An 18400-nucleotide genomic window follows, 5' to 3' on the forward strand; every position below is an offset into this window, starting at 1 on the left:
CATTCACGATCAACAATGCCAAAGAGGCTTTAATGGCGAGTGTGAGCCAAACGGGGGGATTAGATTTAGCCTTTATTGCTGAGCATTTTGTAAGTCAAAGTATAGAGAAAACACTAGAGGAACTTTTAGAGCAAAAATTGATTTTTAAGAGCCATTTAGAAAACTCTAGCTATGTCTTAGCCAGTGATTATTTGAGTGGGAATGTCAAGCAAAAGCTCAAGGAAGCCAAACAAGCCATAGAGGCAGGCAGAGAGGACTTAATAGAAAATGTCCAAGCCCTAGAGGCTATCATCCCTGTAGACATCAAGGCTATAGACATTGCTCTGCATTTAGGCACGCCTTGGATTCCCCCTACATACTATGAGCAATTCCTCTTAGAGCAGGTTAGAGAGCATTACAGACAAGCATGCTATCTTTAGAGCCATTAAAGAGTATGTAGAAAAGTGCCTCTGTGTGGCTAAAACTAGAGGCTTTCATGTAAATAACACAGAAGAATTAGACTTCTTAGGCATTAGAGACAAAAACCATTCTGACAGAATAAAAATGAGTGGGGCGCGCTTACTAGAGTGTGTGTTGAACAACAGCCCTCTTGAGATTAAATACCCCGACCCCAATAAAACAGATGAGAATGGCAAGCCCATTATGGTCGTAGATGAGGAACAAAGCACCCTAGCTCAAGAGAGAGCTACACAACTCCAAGAAGCCTTTAAAGAGTGGATTTATGCAGACTATGATAGGCGCACACATTTAGAGCAAATCTATAATGACACCTTTAATACTAATGTGCTTAAAAGCTATGATGGATCGCATGTGCGCTTGGAGGGCTTTAATCAAAATATTGAACTTAGAGCGCACCAAAAGAATGCTATCTTTAGAGCCATCCAAGAAAGGGTAGTTTGTTTAGATCACCAAGTGGGCGCAGGCAAGACTTTAGTAGCCATTGCGAGTTGTATGGAGCAAAAGCGTATGGGTCTAGTCAATAAGAGCTTGATTGCTGTGCCCAATCATTTAACCAAGCAGTGGGCACAAGAGTTTTATAGAGCCTACCCCAATGCCAATGTCTTAGTGGTGGAGAGTGAGGACTTTAGCCCTAAGCAACGCGAGCAACTCTATAACCAGATTGCCAACAATGCATATGATGCAGTCATCATTGCCCATAGCCAGTTGGAGTTTTTGGCTAATCCTGAACAGACTATTACGGATATGTGGGCTGAGGAGGAGCAGGCATTGCGCGATGGCAATGAATATTTGCGAAAACTGGTCAGGGACGGGTTGTTAGATAAATCTGCTGTGATGAGTGTGCGCGCTGAAGAGCAGGCTATCAAGCACATAGGGGTGAGGTATTCTAAGTTGTTGGCAGAAAACAAAAGCCACATAGACATTAGCCAGATGGGCATTGACAATCTGATTGTAGATGAAGCCCATCTCTTTAAGAATCTAGGCTTTAGCACTAATATGCAGGGTGTGGCAGGACTGGGCAACAAACAAGGCTCTAAACGCGCCACCGATCTCTTTGTCAAGACCCAATACCTGCATAACAGAGGGGCTAAGATCATGTTTTTAACTGGCACACCCATTGCTAATAGCATTGCAGAGCTCTACCATCTACAAAGATACTTACAGCCAGAGGTTCTCAAAGACAAGGGCATAGATACCTTTGATGACTGGGCACAGACCTTTGGACAAATCCAAGCAGATTTAGAACTAGACACCAGCGCACAGAATTACAAGGTGGTGAGCCGTTTTTCTAAGTTTAATAATGTGCAAGAGTTGAACACACTCTATAGGAGTTTTGCCGATGTCATTAGCAATATAGACATCCAAAAGTTTAATCCCCACTTTGTGCCACCCATAGAGGGGTGCAAGCCTATCAATATTGTTGTGCCAAGAAGTGAGGAGGTGGCGCGCTTTATTGGGGTGCAGGATGAGAGTGGCAAATTCAATGAAGGCAGCTTTGATGTCTATAGCGATGTGTTAAAGGGCAAAAAGCCAGAGATAGGAGAGGACAATATCCTAGCTTGCACCACAGATGCTAGAAAAGCAGCCCTAGATTATCGTTTGATTGATCCAAATGCAAAAGTGCAAGATGCATACTCTAAGAGTGCAGCGATGGCTGTGCAAATCTATGAGCAATATAAAGAGTGGGATAAGGACAAGGGCACGCAGTTAGTCTTTATTAGCTTGTCCACCCCTAAAGTGCATAGCCAAAGGGTGCAATTAGAGCAGAGCACCCAAGAGAATACTCAAGAGAATACCCCAGATAGCGTGCAAGAATTTTTAGAGAGTCTAACAGAATACAATGAGCAGGGGCAAGCCATCACCCCTAGCCAGCAGGAATTAGAGAGTGCATTAGCAGAACAACAGGCAAAAGCCCTAGATTTAGATACAGAAGTAGCTAAGAGTGCTTCCTTTGATGTCTATAGCGATGTGTTAAGAAAACTGGTCAAACTGGGCATCCCTCAAAGTGAAATCGCCTTTATCCACGATGCCAAGACTGAGGCACAAAAGCAAGAACTTTTTAGAAAAGTCAATGCTGGAGAAGTGCGGGTGTTGCTGGGTAGTCCTGCTAAGATGGGAGTGGGCACAAATGTACAAGAACGCTTAGTAGCAGGGCATTTTTTGGATTGTCCTTGGAGACCTGATGAGCTCTTACAAATGGAGGGGCGCTTGATTAGACAGGGCAATGTGCTCTTTGAAAGAGACCCAGAACACTTCACTATCAAACTCTTTAGATACGCCACAGAACAAACCTATGATAGCCGTATGTGGCAGATTATTGAGACTAAAAGCAAAAGTTTAGAGCAATTTAGAAATGCCCACAAACTAGGCTTAAGAGAATTAGAGGACATCACAATGGGGAGTGCGGATGCTGGGCAGATGAAAGCCTTAGCCACAGGCAATCCCTTGATAGTCCAAGAGGTGCAATTAAGACAAACTCTTAGAAAAGAGGAGAATCTCTACAAGGCTTTTTTAAAAGAACAGCACTTCAAACAAGAGAGTTTGCAAAGAAACAAAAGCACATTGCAGTATACACAGGAGCGTATAGGTATTCTAAACACTCTTTTAGAGCTTAGAGAGCCCAAGAAAGAATCTGTAAGCATTGGGCTTTATGATGAGGCAGGCCAGCCACAGGTTTTTCATCTCTCTAAATCTGATAAGTCAAGCAAACAGAGTTTAGAGCGTATGGAGGCAATTTTTAAAGCTTGTGTGCAAAATGCCCTAGAAAATGAAGGTACAGAGATAGATGTGATGAACTATAGGGGCTTATGTTTTAAAGCGATGCGCTATCACAACAAGCTGGAGTTTTACATTTGCCACCCTGATGATTCTAATTGCTATATCCAACCAGACAATCTAAGCTACAGCAAAGACAAACAAGACTTGCTAGATGCAGGGAGTTTTGCAGACATAGACTTTAAAGGCTTCTTGCGCAAGTGTGATAATGCCCTAGAGAGACTAGACAAAGAAATGCTCAGAGAGCAAGAACACCAAGAAAAGGCACAACAAGAGATTGAAAGCTTGGAGGCATTGCTAGACAAGACAGCAGAATACCCTAAGTTAACCTATCTGCAAGCCCTTAAAGAGGATCACCAAGAACTTTTAAAAGAGATTGCTAAATGCAGTGCAGATAGAAATTATAAAAGTGGGTTTGTGGCTAAGTCTGAACAATTTGCTAGTAAAGCAATGCAACAGGATACACAAGACAATACTATACAAGACAATACCCCAGAGAAGTCAGAGAAAGAGGACACTCTAGCCAGTAAAGAGAAGTTAGAAACAAGGATGCAGCAAGAAGCAGCCCAACATCCCAGCGCATCTAGGGCAAACAGAGCAGACAACACCATACAAGAAAATTATTTAGAGGAAATTAAAACTATGAATGCCTTTTTGCTAGAAGAAGAGGCGCGCTTGAGAGCTGAATTAAAGAGAGAAGAGCCACTTTATGAGACGTGGATGCAAAAGGCATTCAATCACCAAGAGGCATATTGGGAGCTTTGGCGTCAATGTAGTTCTATGGGGTTTCGCATAAGAAAACTGATGTTTGAGATTGCAGAGCCTAAACTTTTTGAAACCTACACTTGGAGCAAGAATACGCACGGCTTGGACAAGAAGCAAGTAAGCATGAACAAGCCTTCAAAGAGCATGTGAGGTTTGCAGACATGCATTATGATGAGAAAAGAATTGAGCAAAGCTACCCACGAGGACGCTATTTAAAAGGTCTCAAGTCTGATCATGAAGCCATCTTGGCAGAAATAGAGCGCACTAAAGAAGACCCCACCTACATTAGCACCTTTAGACCAGAACATTCTGACAATGCGAGCTGGCACGCTGCTCTGCATAATTGTTCTGATGCAGAGCGCAACAAAATAACACAAATCTTAGAGCAGGCAGAACAGCGCCAAGAAATCTACAAACAAGAGCGGGACAATCTTTTATTGGGCTATGAACAAAATTCCCTCACCCAAGCTAAAACAGAAAAATTAGCCAAATTGATGTTTGAGATTGCAGAGCCTAAACTTTTTGAAACCTACAATGTTCTTTTTATGCATGGAGGCATCATGAAACAACATCTCAAGGAGACTAAGCGCTGCATTGAGGAGGGTAAGGAGGCTTTAGCCTGTCTTAAGGAGGGCAGACAATATAGGGGGCTAGAGCAAGGAAGCAAGAGAAAAATAAAAGGCAGATGAGCTAACACCCTAGAGACCTTAAAAGAAAAGGATAAATAATGCAAAAACCAGACATCATCATCATTGAATCCCCCAACAAGATTAAAAAGATTGCCAGCATCACAGGAGCTAAAGTCTTTGCCACTATAGGGCATTTTATGGAGCTTGAGGGCATTGAGGGGGAGAGTTTTACTCCCAAGTTTGTCTACAAAACAGACAAGAAACAGCAGATTTATGCAATGATTGAGCAATGCAAAAACAAGAGAATTTGTATTGCCACAGATCCAGATAGAGAGGGCTATGCCATTGGCAAGATGTTTTATGAGAAAATCAAAAATGTGGCTAAAGAGGTGTTTAGGGCAGAGTTTCACGAGATTACAGAGAGTGGCATTATACGAGGCTTAGAAAATGCCCTGTTATTTGAAAACACGAACTTTAATTACTACGAAAGCTTTTTAGCTAGAAGTGTGAGTGATTATTACATTGGCTTTTCTCTCTCCCCTTATCTAGGGGATTGCTTGCAACAAAGAAAGGGCAATAGTGCAGGCAGAGTACAAACCCCTTGCTTAAAACTCATTGTAGATAGAGACAAGGAGATAGCAAGCTTTAAAGCCCTGCCAGAGAGCCAGAGGGTGAGCTACCAAATGCAGGCTAAAATCTATGATGAACACAATAAAGAGGTCATTTTGAGGCATTGTGATAGTGAGGGCAAGGAAATCAAGTTTGAAAGCCAAGAGCAAGCTCTAGCAGTGCTTGCACCTCTTAAAGAGTGCAAAGTGGCTTTAGTGCTAGACATCAAACACTCTACAACCTCAAGCCCACCTCCCAAGCCCTTTATCACCTCTAGCCTTTTGAAAGCAGGCAGTAGCCAACTGGGCTTAAGCACACAGAAAGTCCAAGAATACGCCCAAAAGCTCTTTGAAGCAGGGTTGATCACCTACATTAGAACTGATGCAGAAACACTCAGTCAAGAATTTTTGGAGAAGGCAGAGGAATTTTATAAGCCTATTTATCCAGATTGCTATGAGCGCAGAGCTTATAAGGCTAAGAATAGCCAAGCAGAAGCACACGAGGCTATTAGGATCACACATTGCCACAAATTTGAAGACACACAACATCTCTTAAATCAAGCAGGTATGACAGATAGTCAGGCTCAAGCTCTATACAAACTTATTTTCCAAAGGACACTAGAAAGTCAGGGCAAAGTAGCTATCTATGCCAAGCAAGATTTGCTTTTCAAAATCAAAGACCACTACTTTAAGTGCAGTGTGCGTTCCTTGCAAGAGGCGGGGTATTTAGACATGTTTAAACGCACAGAGCAAGCAAAAGACACAGAACAAACAGAGAACGAGCAAATGGCACATTTGGATTTAAAAGTAGAAAGTGTGGTTGGTCTGATTGCTTTAGAGATAGCTAAAATCCATAAACATGCTAAGAGTGCCTACGCAGAAGCTAGCTTCATAGAAGTCTTAGAGAAAAATGGCATAGGCAGACCTAGCACCTATGCAAGTTACTTACCAAAACTCCTCAGTAGAGAATACATCCACATCACACCAGATAAAAAACGCGTTGTGAATGCTACCCATAAGGGGCAAAAGGTCATCAGTATTTTTGAAAAGAGCCCTTATAGTTGGATTGTGGATACCCAATTTAGCGCCTTAATGGAGGAGCTTTTAGATAAGATTGCTAGAGAGGAGTGTAGCTATCTGGAGTATATGCAAATGATTGCTAAGAAATGCCCACAGATGCCAAGCCTTGCTCAAAGAGAGGAGTATCCACTTAGAGCCCCTAAAGAGAGCCAAATTAAGTATGTGCAGGACATTTTAAGGGACTTGAACATGGAGCTACCTAGTGAGTTTGCTGGCTATGCTAGGGATGATAGAATCACTAAAGCCTTTTTAGACAAATTCATCCCCAAACACAAAGAGATCAGAGAAAAGGCTAAACAAGAGGGGCATTGTCTAGGCAATGGTGCTCCTGCAAATAAACCCGCTACTGACAAGCAAATTGCCTTTGCAGAAAGCTTGGCTAAAAAACACAATGTGAAGTTGCCTAAAGATTACAAGAGTAATATGCAGGTGTGTAGTGGCTTTATTGAGGAGTGGAGGGGGAAATAAAAGGATTATTTAGAGAATACCCGCCAACTCTTTGAGAAAAAAGTACAGAAACTAGTATATAATGGTGGCTAAAATACGAGGCAAGGAGTCATCTATGAGAAGACTTTCTCTCAAGCACAGGCAAGAAGTAGATAGCAAACAATTGCAGTATGGACAGGTGATGAGCGAACGCGACAAGGCAGTCCAAAGGGCTAGGGAGAATTGCAGAAAAGAACTTGAAAAACCTGAAGTGAGAGCAGTTTTTGAGCGTTTAGCTGACAAATAGTGCTGTATTTGACATTAGAGGAAGCGGTTACTATCCACGATGAGATCGTAGATTTAACAAAGGGTTTGAGGGGTTATAGCCAAACAGGTATTGGCTACTTAGCCAGTGCCTTAGAAAATATCCAAAATGATGATTTCTACCCATCATTTTGTGATAAGCTTGCACACTTGATATTTTCTTGTATCAAATTTCACCCTTTTAGCGATGGTAACAAGCGCACCTCCATTTATCTTGGGATGCATTTCTTAGACATTAATGGTTATTGCCATGATAACTTTGCGAGCACTTTAGAAGATGTAGTGGTGCAAGTTGCAGAGGGGACAATAGGTAAAACAGATTTAAAAAACATCTTAGAACAGTACTTGCAATCTCTCAAACAGGACAGGATGCCTACCCCAGATAATAATCCACACAGCGATGCATATCCTGATCCTCTTACCACAAATCCTCCCACCCCCTCCAAGCGCAGGCGCAGGTAATGAACATACTTTAGAGAGCCTGCAGGAGTTACACCCTCTTAATCCTAACATCTTTGTTCTCATCACAAATTGGACTAGTTTGCCAGAGAAAGAACAATGCGCCCAAAAGATTCAAGAAAAATATAAACATCTCTCTTTCTTTTACTTCAAGCACTCTAAAATCTTAGAAGAGGAGCTAAAGCACATGATCATCTCTGTGATCAACAAAAAAGGTGGTGTAGGCAAAACAGCTTTTAGCTTTTCCATTGCTAAGGATTTTGGATTGTTTTTACAGAGCAATGACAATTCTCTTATTGAACAGCTTTATCAGGGCAAAGCTAAGATCAGTGCTTATCCTAAGTTAATACCTTTCAAAGTAAGGAGCAACCAGAGAGAAAAAAGCCCGGACGCATAGAGATTCTTAAAGCCAGCGATGTGCTACTTGTGCCCTGCACCCCGCTTTATAATGCTATCTTGCGCACTTTAGAGAGCCTGCAGGAGTTACACCCTCTTAATCCTAACATCTTTGTTCTCATCACAAATTGGACTAGTTTGCCAGAGAAAGAACAATGCGCCCAAAAGATTCAAGAAAAATATAAACATCTCTCTTTCTTTTACTTCAAGCACTCTAAAATCTTAGAAAATAGCATGCAACAGGGATTGAGCTTTACAGAACTTGCTAGCCGCAGTCCTTTGGCCAAGAATGCCTACAAGCACTTTATGAACGAGTATACCCGCCTTTTAAACACTCTATCTTAATAAGGAAAATCATGGATAGCATAGATGCAGCCTTAACCCTACCACACGCGCTTTTAAACCCCTCTCTTAGTATCTTAATATTAGCTTAAATATTGAAAGTATCTCTTGAGCAAAACAGGTGAACTTCCCTATTTACTATACCGTGCAGTTATACTTTTCAAAAGAGGAATATGAAAAACTAGGAAAACTAGCCTATGAGGAGGCAGAGAGTGTAAGCTCTTATATCAAGCGCCAGATTGTAAAGATGTTGCGCTAGTTAGGGCACACTCCTAAGTAGCCTTGAGCTTGCAAGTTGTAGCACGATTAGACTAAAAAGCCCACCACTAAGAAAAGAGGAGGTTTTAGAGTGGGCACAATATGGTGTGCCTTTGCAAGAGGAGCTAGAGCCCACATACCAAGCACCAAGCGCTCCGCCATTGCCTGATGAGCCTTGGCTAGATAGCATGAGCACAGAGGATGAGGGGCAAGAGTTTTAAAAGAAGAATACATAAAATTAACGCGCTTTTAAACCCCTCTCTTAGTATCTTAATATTAGCTTAAATATTGAAAGTATCTCTTGAGCAAAACAGGTGAACTTCCCTATTTTAGGCACTTTAGTAAGGATACACACTTTAAATTTTAAGCTTAATTTTGATCTAACACTGGCTAGCTTGCGCTTTTCCTCTAAAAATGCCATATTCAAGGTTATATTTAGCATCAAAGGACAGCCACATGCAAAAACCAGAGACAGAGGCACAAACAGAACCCCTAGCACTCACAGAGGGCAGTTACCCACTAAGAAAAGAGGAGGTTTTAGAGTGGGCACAATATGGTGTGCCTTTGCAAGAGGAGCTAGAGCCCACATACCAAGCACCAAGCGCTCCGCCATTGCCTGATGAGCCTTGGCTAGATAGCATGAGCACAGAGGATGAGGGGCAAGAGTTTTAAAAGAAGAATACATAAAATTAAGGGAGAGAAAAAATGAGCAAATCTTGGGAAGCAATGGGTTTAACCGAACAAAAAACAGCCTTTAGAGATTTCCTAGCTAATGAAATTAATTTGGCTCTTGAGCAAGGCTTGACCTTTAAGCCCAATAATAGAGCCTATAACACCTATTCAGGTAGTGCTTATAGTGGCTTGAACGCCTTGATTTTAGATGCTAAACAGCAAGAGGGCAATTATACTAGCAATGCGTGGATTAGTCTTGAGGAAGCCCAACACTTAGGAGCAGATTCTAGAGAGCTAGAGTTCATCCACAACAACACAGAGTCTAGCCAAAACCCTCAAGGCTCAATCAAAAAGGCGAGCATTAGCTACATTAAGACCCATGAAATACAAAGTGTCCAAAAGAAAGACGCTAATGGCAATCCCATTCCCGTATTGGATGCCAATGGCAACCAACTCCATGACAGATATGGCACATACTTGTTTGAAATGGAAAAAGTGCGTGTAGAAATCCCCCCTAAATTAGAGATCAAGCATCTCTACAATATAGAATGCTTTAAGAGCCTTGATCAAACACGCCTAAAACCTCTAGATTCTAATAGTCTTAAGTCTATGTATGTTGGACAGTACTTCTCCACAGAAAACCAAAATCTAGTGATTTACGATCTCTCCGCCAAGCTCACAGGAGCGCAATACCAAAGGGTGTTAGACTATGCAAGCCAGTATAACCAACACAACCAGCAACACTCTCAAGACAAGCAATACCCAAGAAATGCTCAGAATAGACAGCAATACCCACAGGGGCAAATACAAGGCGCTAAAGCTAACCAGCCACTCCAAAACAATATGCCTTATGGTGCAAACCAACCACACCAGCAATACAGCCAACAATCCTTAAACCAAGCGCCTGAGTTCAACCAAACAAGCCAACATAACCAAGAAATAGCAATGCCACAAGGATTGGCTACTCCAAATTCTGGAGAGGCAGATATGGTGCAGATGATGCGCACAATGATGCAACTGGTGCAAGAACAACACAAAACCATCCAAAAGATGGCTCAAGAGATCGCATGGCTTAAGCAACAGCAACACACCCAAAACAATGCCCTAAACGCAGTACACTTTGCAACTCCCTCTAAGGGGAGGGGGCGCTAAAGCAAAATTGCCATGCACTACAATCCCCAATTCTTAGACCAGTTACAGATATTAAACTCAGAGCAAAAACAACAGCTAGAAGCTCTGAGTTTTAACTTTAATGATTTTGCAAAGATGCAGGGCTGTATTGATAAATTGCGCTTTGATTTTATCTATTCCTCCGCTCAGATTGAGGGCAACACCTATGATAAGTTAGATACACTCGCTTTACTAGAAGAGGGGCTAACTGCTGGGGGTAAGAAATATAGCGATGCTAAAATGATTTTAAATTTAAGAAATGCTTTTGATGTGATTCTTAAAGAGGATTTACCCATTAGTTTAGAGACTTGCCAAAAATTGCATGCTATTTTGTCTCAGGAACTAGTTTCTACTAACAATTGTGGGGTGATGCGTAACCACAATATTACTGGTATCACAGGCACTTCTTATCTACCCCTTGCATGTGGAGATAGACTCCATACAGAGATGAAGCACTTATTTAAACAATATGCTAGCCTTGATCACCCCTTTGAGCGGGCTATTTATTTGCACAATAATCTGTGCTATTTGCAATATTTTGAGGATTGCAACAAACGCACGGCAAGGTGTATGCAATTTTTATCTCTTAAAAATGATAATCAAATGCCATTGGTGCTTGTAGATGATGATCCAACGCTTTATAAGCAATACAGAGAAGCTTTGATTGTCTATTACGAGAGAGGGGATTATCAGAACTACCTAGATTTTTTTATCCAAACCTATCAGAGAGAAGCCACATTTTTAAAAGAAGTGCAAGCATTGGCACACCATAACCAAACTACACCTCATAGAAAGCGGAGATAAAAAATGGATAACTTCCTTAATGGCTTTTTGAAAGCGTGGCGCTCTTGGCGCAGTGATGGGAGGGAGGCTTTTATGCGTGCTTTTTTGCAGGAAGTGCAACAAGCCAAACCCCATGATTCAGAACATTTTTTTACACTCTTAAAACAAGAAATGCAGGCGGTGAGTGCTACTAGAAGTGTAGCAGATCAACAAGACATCTTGGCAGTTAGTGATTATATAGACACCCTCAAAGAAGAGATGCAACACACTTTAGACAATACTTTAGAGCAAGCCCAGATAAAGCCAGAGTTATTAGAGCGTAGTAAGAGCGCTACTGGGCAGATAGAGCAACAAGAGGCCCAACAATTGACACCATTGTTCCAAGGGCTCCAAGAGCAACAACAAATAATCCACAAGATGGCTCAAGAGATTGCACGGCTCAAAGTCCCACAACTCCCAGAGAGCTTAGAAGAACAAGAGCTCCTACAAAGCATTTCAATTTTTAAAGATGAAATCCAAGAGATAGTAACAGAACAACCAAACAGATTAGAGCAAGAGTTAGAAACATCTGAAACTAAAAACTTGGTAGGGCAAAGCCCAGAGAGTAACTTAAAAGCAGTAAGCCAGTCTGAGCAGTTGGATAAGTCAGAACAAGGCTTAGAGGTAACTAACAAGACCCCAGAGCCCAAACAGACTCCACCACAAGCCACAGACATAGAAAACAAATATGCCAAACTGCACAGCTACTTCAAGCAAGTAGAACTAGATGTGCAACAAAAGCGCATCAAGACCACAAACCAAGTCCAAACCAACAACCAAGCACAAACAAGAGCCATATGACAGAGGATGAGCTCAAAGTCCTATTGGTGCTCTCACAAAAACAGCCTAGCAAGCTCACCCAAGAACACCTTAATCTCATTAATGACGCTTTAGAGCAAGCTCATGGCAATAAGCACATGCAAGATAGAGGCTTGCAATTGAGTGTCAAAGCCGTGTTAGGATACCCCTTAGAGACAGAGCACTACACCACCATCCAAAGCTATGTGCAACAATGCCAAGCAAGCTTAGAGCCTATGGATGGCAAGGTTGCTGGTGCGATGCATCAATATTTAGCAAAAATGCAAAAGAGCAGAGAAACCCCTACAGAAAGCCAAGCAAGCCAGCAAGAAGCAAGCCAAGCAATAAAAGCAACAACAGAGCAAAGCCTAGATAGCACACCACCCACCACAGACAGATACCCAAACCAAGTCCAAACCAACAACCAAGCACAAACAACCCCTACTCTAAACAGCACAGCCCAGCAGGATGTAGAACAAAAGCCCAGTGTTCATCTAGGGTCTGCTACAACAAATAGTTACACCACTTCAGATGAACTAGACCAACAAGCACAGACCAATACTCAAGCCCAACCCGCTTTAAATAACATGCCAATACCTGAGCCGTGGATAGAATCCCAAAACTCTAGCAAGCCTTGGTTAGAGACGCAGACACAAGATGCACAAGTATCCCATGCGCAAACAGCCCAGCAAGAAGTTCCAAAACCTTGGCTAGATGCTCCAGCAAAACCTAGAGGCAGAAGACGTTAATGGCTTATATCAAAGATGCGATTTATCTGCCCTTAGATAGCATTTTGCAAGACTTTGGTTATGTGCTAGACAAAGAAAAAAGTAGTCTAAACTATCCTGTACTCAAACACCCCAATGAAAAAGGCAAGCTTGTCATCAAAAACAGCGCCGGGAGTTATCACTACTTCAATACAGAGGATAGAAGTGATAGAGGCAATATCATCAACTTTTGCCAAAAGCGCGGGTTAAGATTAGAGGATTTGATTAAGGGAGATGCACGCTACAGACCCAAGAGCTCTATAGCTTCTCAAACTAGTCAGCAGGAACACAAGAGGTTTAAAGAGGATTTTAAAGCCTTGCCTCCTTATAATTTAGACAAGAGCCAACTTCTAAGAGATAGAGGCATTCAAGGCACTCTGTTTAAAAGCTACCAGCACTCTTTGAGGGCTGATAGACATAACAATCTGTGTGTGCCTAATTATCTTTGTGAAAATCAAAGACTTGTATTGAGTGCTGTGAGCAAACGCTTAAACCAGCCACTCACCACCCATATAGATGGCTCACCTAGAGAAAAACCCTTAAAAGAGCTTTGTGAGGGCTCTAAGGGCGTGCAAATGCTTGTGCCTAGTGGAGGCTTGAGAGCTGTGAAGTCTATTGTGATGACAGAGAGTATCTTAGATAGTATGACTTATTTGCAGATGAAGGGTTTAAACCCTGATACAACTCTACTACTAGGCAGTGCAGGGTAGTTTGGAGTGGACAAGATACGCGCTTTTGTGAGTGCATTATTCCAACAGATGAACCAAGACAAGAATCAAGCCTACCAGCAGTATGTGCAAGATGTGCAAGCCTATAAGCAGTGGAAGCGTTATGAAAAAGAGCAAGCCCAAAAGCCTAAAGACACGCAACCTAGCAGCAAGACTTTTAAAATTGCCTTTTCAAAACCTAAATACACAGACAAGCACAATCCTAAAGAGATGCCTGTGCAAGGTTGGCAAGAACAGAGTGTGAATACTCTAGCAGAGTTAGCACAAGTTATCAAATCCTCCCCTTATTCTGGTGCGGTGTTTGAGAAGGGTTATCGCAACGCTACTAATGCTAAGAGTTTTACCAATCTACTAATCTATGACATTGACAATGACAAGGACAGCCCCCAACTCCCTCTCAAGCAGGCTCAAGATTTGTTAGAGAAACAAAGCATTGAAAGCTTGGTGATGCCCTCTAAGAGCCATCAGATAGAAAAGAACGGACACATCACTGATAGATATCGTATCCTCATCCCTACAGCACAACCTTTAGGCTGTTTAGATGCAAAAAGCTTTGTGGGAGTGAATAGCTTGGTGGCTAAGACTTTGGGGCTATATGCCTATGTAGACAAGAAAGTCTTAGTGGATAGGGGAAGGGCGTATTATAAGAGCCCTGAGAGTGCCGAGTCTGTGTTTGTGAAAGGCAAGATATTAGACATAGAGCCCTTCAAACAGCAAGTCTCTCAAAATCTCTTTGAGAAGAAAGTTCCTAGACAAGTATTCACCCCTCCTAGTGTAGTTAATCCCCCTGACTTATCTGTCAATGTCATTTTAGCTTGTGATAATGATGAGCAGGGGCAACGCTACACACAGGTGTTAGAGGAGATACTATTCAATCTTACCAATCAATTACCAACCACGCCGTAAAGCCCCTAGCTTTAGCTATGGGGATATAAGGTGCATGCTCTTTAGAGCATAATAAAGAATAGCTACTTTAGGGTATTAGTTAATATAATCTTGTATAATACTTTGTATGAAAGCCACTATCCAATACAAAAGTAATAATAATATTGTCTATTCTTGCAAATACCACATTGTATGGTGTCCTAAATAATATAGACGAAAAGTCCTTGTAGATCAGGTAGAAGTAAGGTTAAAACAAATCATTTTGGAAGTGGCGCAAGAGCTAGAAGTAGAGATTTTGGAGATGGAAACAGATAAGGATCATATCCATATTTTGGCAGAAGTTGATCCTAGCTTTGGGGTGATGAAGTTTATTAGGACGGCTAAGGGCAGGAGTAGTCGGCTTTTAAGACAAGAGTTTGCACATTTGAGAACAAGACTACCTACACTATGGACAAACTCTTGTTTTATTTCTTCTGTGGGGGGTGCGCCTTTGGAAGTGATCAAGCAATACATCGCCAACCAGCAAAACTCTGAAAGACCCAAGCAAAAAAACAAGTGGAAAGACTATGTTAATCGCCTACAAGCAGAAACTCTACAGCACAAGCAGAAATAAGCATATAAGCAAACTTCTGCGCCTTTATGGCATTTGCTACAATCATTGTATCGCTTTGCATAAGCGGTATTTTAGACTTTTTAAAAAGCATTTAAAGCTTTATACCTTGCAAAAGCATATCACTAAACTAAAGAGAACAGCACGCTTTGCTTTTTTGAAAACTCTAGGCTCTCAAACCTTGCAAGAGCTAGTAGGGAGGATAGACAAGGTTTATAAAAGATTTTTTAAGAAACAAGGTAGACCACCACGATTTAAAAAGGTGGCTTTATACCAAATCTTTCACATTTAAGGGGAGAACAGGTTATAAAATCCAAAACAACATTATCTCTTTTAATGGCTATCGCTTTAAGTTTGTCAAAACCTACGACCTTGCAGGCAAACCCAAGACCTTAACCATTAAAAGAGATAATCTAGGCGATTATTTCTTGTGCTTGGTGTGCGAAACAGAGGATAACCTTAAGCCCGCAGGCGGTAACAGCGTGGGGCTTGACTTTGGGTTAAAAACTTTTCTCACATGCTCTAATGGCACACAAATCCCATCGCCTTTATTTTTCTCTAAATTCTTGCCTTTGATCCGTGCTTGCTCTCGCTCCCTATCCAAAAAGAAAAGAGGCAGTCATAACCGCCTAAAGGCTAGGCTAAAACTTGCTAGATTGCACCGCAAAGTCCAAAATCTTAGAAAAGACTTTTTCTACAAGATTGCTAATAGCCTAGCCAAACAATACGCCACTATTTTCATTGAAGATTTGAACCTGAAGGGTATGGTTAAACTTTGGGGGCGCAAGATTAATGATTTGGCTTTTGGTGAGTTTGTGGCTATCTTGGAGAGAAAAACCCAAGTGGTTAAGATTGATAGATTCTATCCCAGCTCTAAAACTTGTTCTAGCTGTGGGGAGGTTAAAGAGGACTTGAGCCTCAAAGATAGAATCTTTAATTGCCCCTCTTGTGGGTTTTCTTTGGATAGAGATTTAAACGCAAGCATTAATATTCATAGAGTGGGGGCATCCACTCTTGGAGGAGAAGCTGTAAGACCCGCCTAGCGGGCAAGCTTTGATGATCCCAGAATCCCCTAGCTTTAGCTATGGGGAGTATGTCAAAATCCAGTGCTATGTAGGAGAAAAGGCTAAAACCATTCTGCAAGAACAGATGCTCAAGCACCAGAATATAAGCCTAACAGCTCTCATAGAAAGATTAATTTTAAATTCAAATCCCAGGTCTTATCGCACACCTCCAAAGCCCATTAGAACCTACTTTGAAAGTATTTTTAAAATTATTGAGCTTAACCAGCACTTGTATGTGCAGATGAATGCCAATGCTTCTAATTTGAATCAAATGATGCACCATGCTAACATTGCTACTAAAAAGAACACACCGCTAGAACCCCCATTTTGGAATCAGGCTTTCATTCTAATAGAAAAGATAGATGAGAACATTTGGCATTTAAGAAAATTACTCTTAGAGCTCTTGTGTCAAATCTATACAGACATTGAAGAGAGAGAAAAGCCAGTGCTCTAAAAAGAGCCCTTAGAGGCTATCAGACTAAGCACTCCTGTTCTCTTACTACAAATAAGAAGCCATCATGAAACAACAATTTATCGCTTGGATGAGCTTGTTATTAAGCGTGCTAGGCATACCGGTATTTTTCATACTAGCTAATTGGTATGCCTTTGAGGGATTGCATAGTTTTAACGATGCCTATATCTTTTCACATTCTATCATCTTAGGTTTGCAACAGGGCGCAAGTGTGTTAGATTTAAAATTTGAAGTCTATTGCACCGCCCTTCTAGCTCTCACACCCCTAATCGCCACTCTCTACTTGCTCCTACCCAAAACCCAAGAGGTGGCTAATAATATCTTTATCCAAGAGGGGTGAAAGACATTGAGTGTTTTAAAATCTACTCTAAAGAAGGCTTTTTAATTACCATCCATCCTTTAGGTGTGTGCTTTAACAAGGGTTTTATTTTGGGTAAGTTTGGTTTTCCCTTTGCTAAGAGTGTGTGTTATGACAAGCCTTTAGGGGCGATGATTGTTGCACCCCCCCGAGCGGGCAAGAGTGCAGCAATAGCTATCCCCAATCTTTTAAACCTGCCCACTTCTTGCATTGTTACAGACATTAAGGGCGAGCTTTGCTCTGTGAGTGCAGGCTATAGACAACAGGCTTTACACAATAAGATTTTCATCTTTAATCCATTTGGAAAGGATAACACTTGCTTTTTTAATCCCTTTGACAAGCACTTAATAGAACCGATGAACTTTGATTCTAAGCTTAGATTAGTGCAAGAGGTGGCTAATAATATCTTTATCCAAGAGGACAAACAAGAGGATCACTGGGTGGCTAAGGCTAGGGAATTGTTCTCTTTTTATGCCCTCTATGATGTTTGCACTAAGAACCAATCAAACTTCTATGACATTGCCATGGGTCCTAATCAAGATTTTGTGGCTTTAATCCATCCTCAAAGCAAGTATTATAAGATGCTTTACCAGCACGATCAAAATGGTAATTTGGTGCAAAATCCCAATGCCAATCCCGCCCAGCTCTTTTATCTGCAAGTGAGCGATCAAAAATACATAGATGTGAACGATCCTAGAAATTACGATCCTAATGAACCTGAGCCAGAGCATCGCTCAGAGGGCACGCTAGATGAGATTATTAGAAATGATGCGCGGGGCTGGGCAAATGCAGCAGAGGAAGAATTTGCTAGCATCAAGTCTACCTTTAATCGCTTTGTGAGTGTGTTTAAAAGCCCACAAGTCAAAGAAGCCACTTCTAAGATGAGCTTTGAATATGCAGATTTTAGAAAGAAAAACATCACGCTTTATATCAAAATTGCCCAAACAGACATCACCACTCTAGCTCCGCTTATTAGAACGCTATTAGAGAGCATTGCTAAAAATTTATTGCTTGAGGAGAGCAAAAAGCCTAATGAGCGCATCTACTTCATCTTAGATGAGTTTGTGCGCTTTGGCAAACTGCCCTTTTTGCTAGAAATGCCTGCGCTGTGCAGGAGTTACAATGTTGTTCCCTTATTCATCACTCAAGACTATGCGATGATTAGAAAATACTATAGCGATGATGAACTCAAGGTGTTAAAGGGTGTGGTGCATTACAACATTGTTTTTAAGATGAATAGTGCTGAGGATGCAGAAATTATCTCTAAGGAGGTGGGGCAATTCACCCGTTTGAGTAAAAATACTTCCACAGAGAAAGGCCAACTAGTTTTTGGAGGCACAAGCTCTTATTCTTTAGAAGGTAAAGAATTACTCACCCCACAAGACATTTTAAACATCCCTGATAATGAAGTGATCATCATGGTTACAGGCAAAAAGGCAACCCCCTTAAAGCTCAAGGCTAATTTTTACTTCAAGGATAAAGAATTGTTAGGGCGGGTTGGCTGGAAACTTGAAACTACAAATCCAAACTTAG

The 18400-nt window shown here is 41.4% G+C and carries 14 protein-coding genes and 5 pseudogenes; all 19 read left to right on the forward strand.

The features are described from left to right. Positions 1-71 precede the first annotated feature (71 nt). Positions 72-3063: pseudogene (locus OO773_RS01650) on the forward strand (SNF2-related protein); the annotation flags it as partial. 1016 nt (positions 3064-4079) lie between these two features. Beyond that, entirely contained in the window at positions 4080-4688 is a 609-nt protein-coding gene (locus tag OO773_RS01655) for a hypothetical protein (protein WP_264828630.1), read from the forward strand. A gap of 38 nt (positions 4689-4726) precedes the next feature. Continuing rightward, entirely contained in the window at positions 4727-6784 is a 2058-nt protein-coding gene (locus tag OO773_RS01660; protein ID WP_064430007.1) for a type IA DNA topoisomerase, read from the forward strand. Between the two features lie 94 nt (positions 6785-6878). After that, positions 6879-7049, forward strand: a complete 171-nt coding sequence (locus tag OO773_RS01665; protein WP_155729048.1) for a hypothetical protein — start codon at positions 6879-6881, stop codon at positions 7047-7049. Continuing rightward, positions 7049-7528 (forward strand): type II toxin-antitoxin system death-on-curing family toxin, encoded by a 480-nt coding sequence (locus OO773_RS01670; RefSeq protein ID WP_231102947.1) that lies wholly within the window; start codon positions 7049-7051, stop codon positions 7526-7528. The genes OO773_RS01665 and OO773_RS01670 overlap by 1 nt, the downstream gene beginning before the upstream one ends. Positions 7529-7607: 79 nt before the next feature. After that, positions 7608-7922: a hypothetical protein gene (locus OO773_RS01675; RefSeq protein WP_264828631.1), complete on the forward strand. Its 315-nt coding sequence runs from the start codon at positions 7608-7610 to the stop codon at positions 7920-7922. A 20-nt stretch (positions 7923-7942) separates the two neighbouring features. After that, entirely contained in the window at positions 7943-8266 is a 324-nt protein-coding gene (locus tag OO773_RS01680; RefSeq protein ID WP_264828632.1) for a hypothetical protein, read from the forward strand. Between the two features lie 142 nt (positions 8267-8408). Further along, positions 8409-8522: pseudogene (locus OO773_RS01685) on the forward strand (ribbon-helix-helix domain-containing protein); the annotation flags it as partial. Positions 8523-8977: 455 nt separating this feature from the next. Continuing rightward, positions 8978-9193, forward strand: a complete 216-nt coding sequence (locus OO773_RS01690; RefSeq protein WP_034375112.1) for a hypothetical protein — start codon at positions 8978-8980, stop codon at positions 9191-9193. 33 nt (positions 9194-9226) lie between these two features. After that, entirely contained in the window at positions 9227-10345 is a 1119-nt protein-coding gene (locus OO773_RS01695; protein WP_050780120.1) for an ArdC-like ssDNA-binding domain-containing protein, read from the forward strand. A gap of 12 nt (positions 10346-10357) precedes the next feature. Then, positions 10358-11167 carry a Fic family protein gene (locus OO773_RS01700; RefSeq protein ID WP_231102946.1) on the forward strand — a complete coding sequence of 270 codons (810 nt, stop codon included), beginning with the start codon at positions 10358-10360 and terminating at the stop codon, positions 11165-11167. A 72-nt stretch (positions 11168-11239) separates the two neighbouring features. Further along, complete coding sequence (locus OO773_RS01705; RefSeq protein ID WP_264828633.1) at positions 11240-11986, forward strand: hypothetical protein; 747 nt, start codon at positions 11240-11242, stop codon at positions 11984-11986. Further along, a complete protein-coding gene (locus OO773_RS01710) occupies positions 11983-12732 on the forward strand; it encodes a hypothetical protein (protein WP_264828634.1) in 750 nt (249 codons plus the stop codon). Before OO773_RS01705 ends, OO773_RS01710 begins: the two co-directional genes overlap by 4 nt. Beyond that, positions 12732-13460 carry a hypothetical protein gene (locus OO773_RS01715; RefSeq protein WP_233424237.1) on the forward strand — a complete coding sequence of 243 codons (729 nt, stop codon included), beginning with the start codon at positions 12732-12734 and terminating at the stop codon, positions 13458-13460. The genes OO773_RS01710 and OO773_RS01715 overlap by 1 nt, the downstream gene beginning before the upstream one ends. Positions 13461-13466: 6 nt before the next feature. Continuing rightward, the gene (locus tag OO773_RS01720; protein WP_257615048.1) at positions 13467-14384 is read left to right on the forward strand and encodes a hypothetical protein; all 918 of its coding nucleotides are present in this window, start codon (positions 13467-13469) and stop codon (positions 14382-14384) included. Between the two features lie 106 nt (positions 14385-14490). Continuing rightward, positions 14491-14976, forward strand: a pseudogene (tnpA, locus tag OO773_RS01725) (IS200/IS605 family transposase). Then, positions 14930-16016: pseudogene (locus OO773_RS01730) on the forward strand (RNA-guided endonuclease InsQ/TnpB family protein). Before tnpA ends, OO773_RS01730 begins: the two co-directional pseudogenes overlap by 47 nt. 13 nt (positions 16017-16029) lie before the next feature. Further along, on the forward strand, positions 16030-16491 hold the full coding sequence (locus OO773_RS01735; RefSeq protein WP_073115515.1) for a hypothetical protein: 462 nt from the start codon (positions 16030-16032) through the stop codon (positions 16489-16491). A 64-nt stretch (positions 16492-16555) separates the two neighbouring features. After that, positions 16556-18381, forward strand: a pseudogene (locus tag OO773_RS01740) (type IV secretory system conjugative DNA transfer family protein); the annotation flags it as partial. Between the last annotated feature and the right edge of the window lie 19 nt (positions 18382-18400).

It is taken from the genome of Helicobacter suis HS1 (assembly GCF_026000295.1).
Lineage (GTDB): Bacteria > Campylobacterota > Campylobacteria > Campylobacterales > Helicobacteraceae > Helicobacter > Helicobacter suis.

Excerpts from the sequence above, each read along its gene's own strand:
- OO773_RS01690 (WP_034375112.1), top strand. The coding sequence starts at position 8,978 with ATGCAAAAACCAGAGACAGAGGCACAAACAGAACCCCTAGCACTCACA.
- OO773_RS01705 (WP_264828633.1), top strand. The coding sequence starts at position 11,240 with ATGCGTGCTTTTTTGCAGGAAGTGCAACAAGCCAAACCCCATGATTCA.
- OO773_RS01735 (WP_073115515.1), top strand. The coding sequence starts at position 16,030 with ATGATCCCAGAATCCCCTAGCTTTAGCTATGGGGAGTATGTCAAAATC.
- OO773_RS01715 (WP_233424237.1), top strand. The coding sequence starts at position 12,732 with ATGGCTTATATCAAAGATGCGATTTATCTGCCCTTAGATAGCATTTTG.
- OO773_RS01665 (WP_155729048.1), top strand. The coding sequence starts at position 6,879 with ATGAGAAGACTTTCTCTCAAGCACAGGCAAGAAGTAGATAGCAAACAA.
- OO773_RS01700 (WP_231102946.1), top strand. The coding sequence starts at position 10,358 with ATGCACTACAATCCCCAATTCTTAGACCAGTTACAGATATTAAACTCA.
- OO773_RS01660 (WP_064430007.1), top strand. The coding sequence starts at position 4,727 with ATGCAAAAACCAGACATCATCATCATTGAATCCCCCAACAAGATTAAA.
- OO773_RS01695 (WP_050780120.1), top strand. The coding sequence starts at position 9,227 with ATGAGCAAATCTTGGGAAGCAATGGGTTTAACCGAACAAAAAACAGCC.
- OO773_RS01710 (WP_264828634.1), top strand. The coding sequence starts at position 11,983 with ATGACAGAGGATGAGCTCAAAGTCCTATTGGTGCTCTCACAAAAACAG.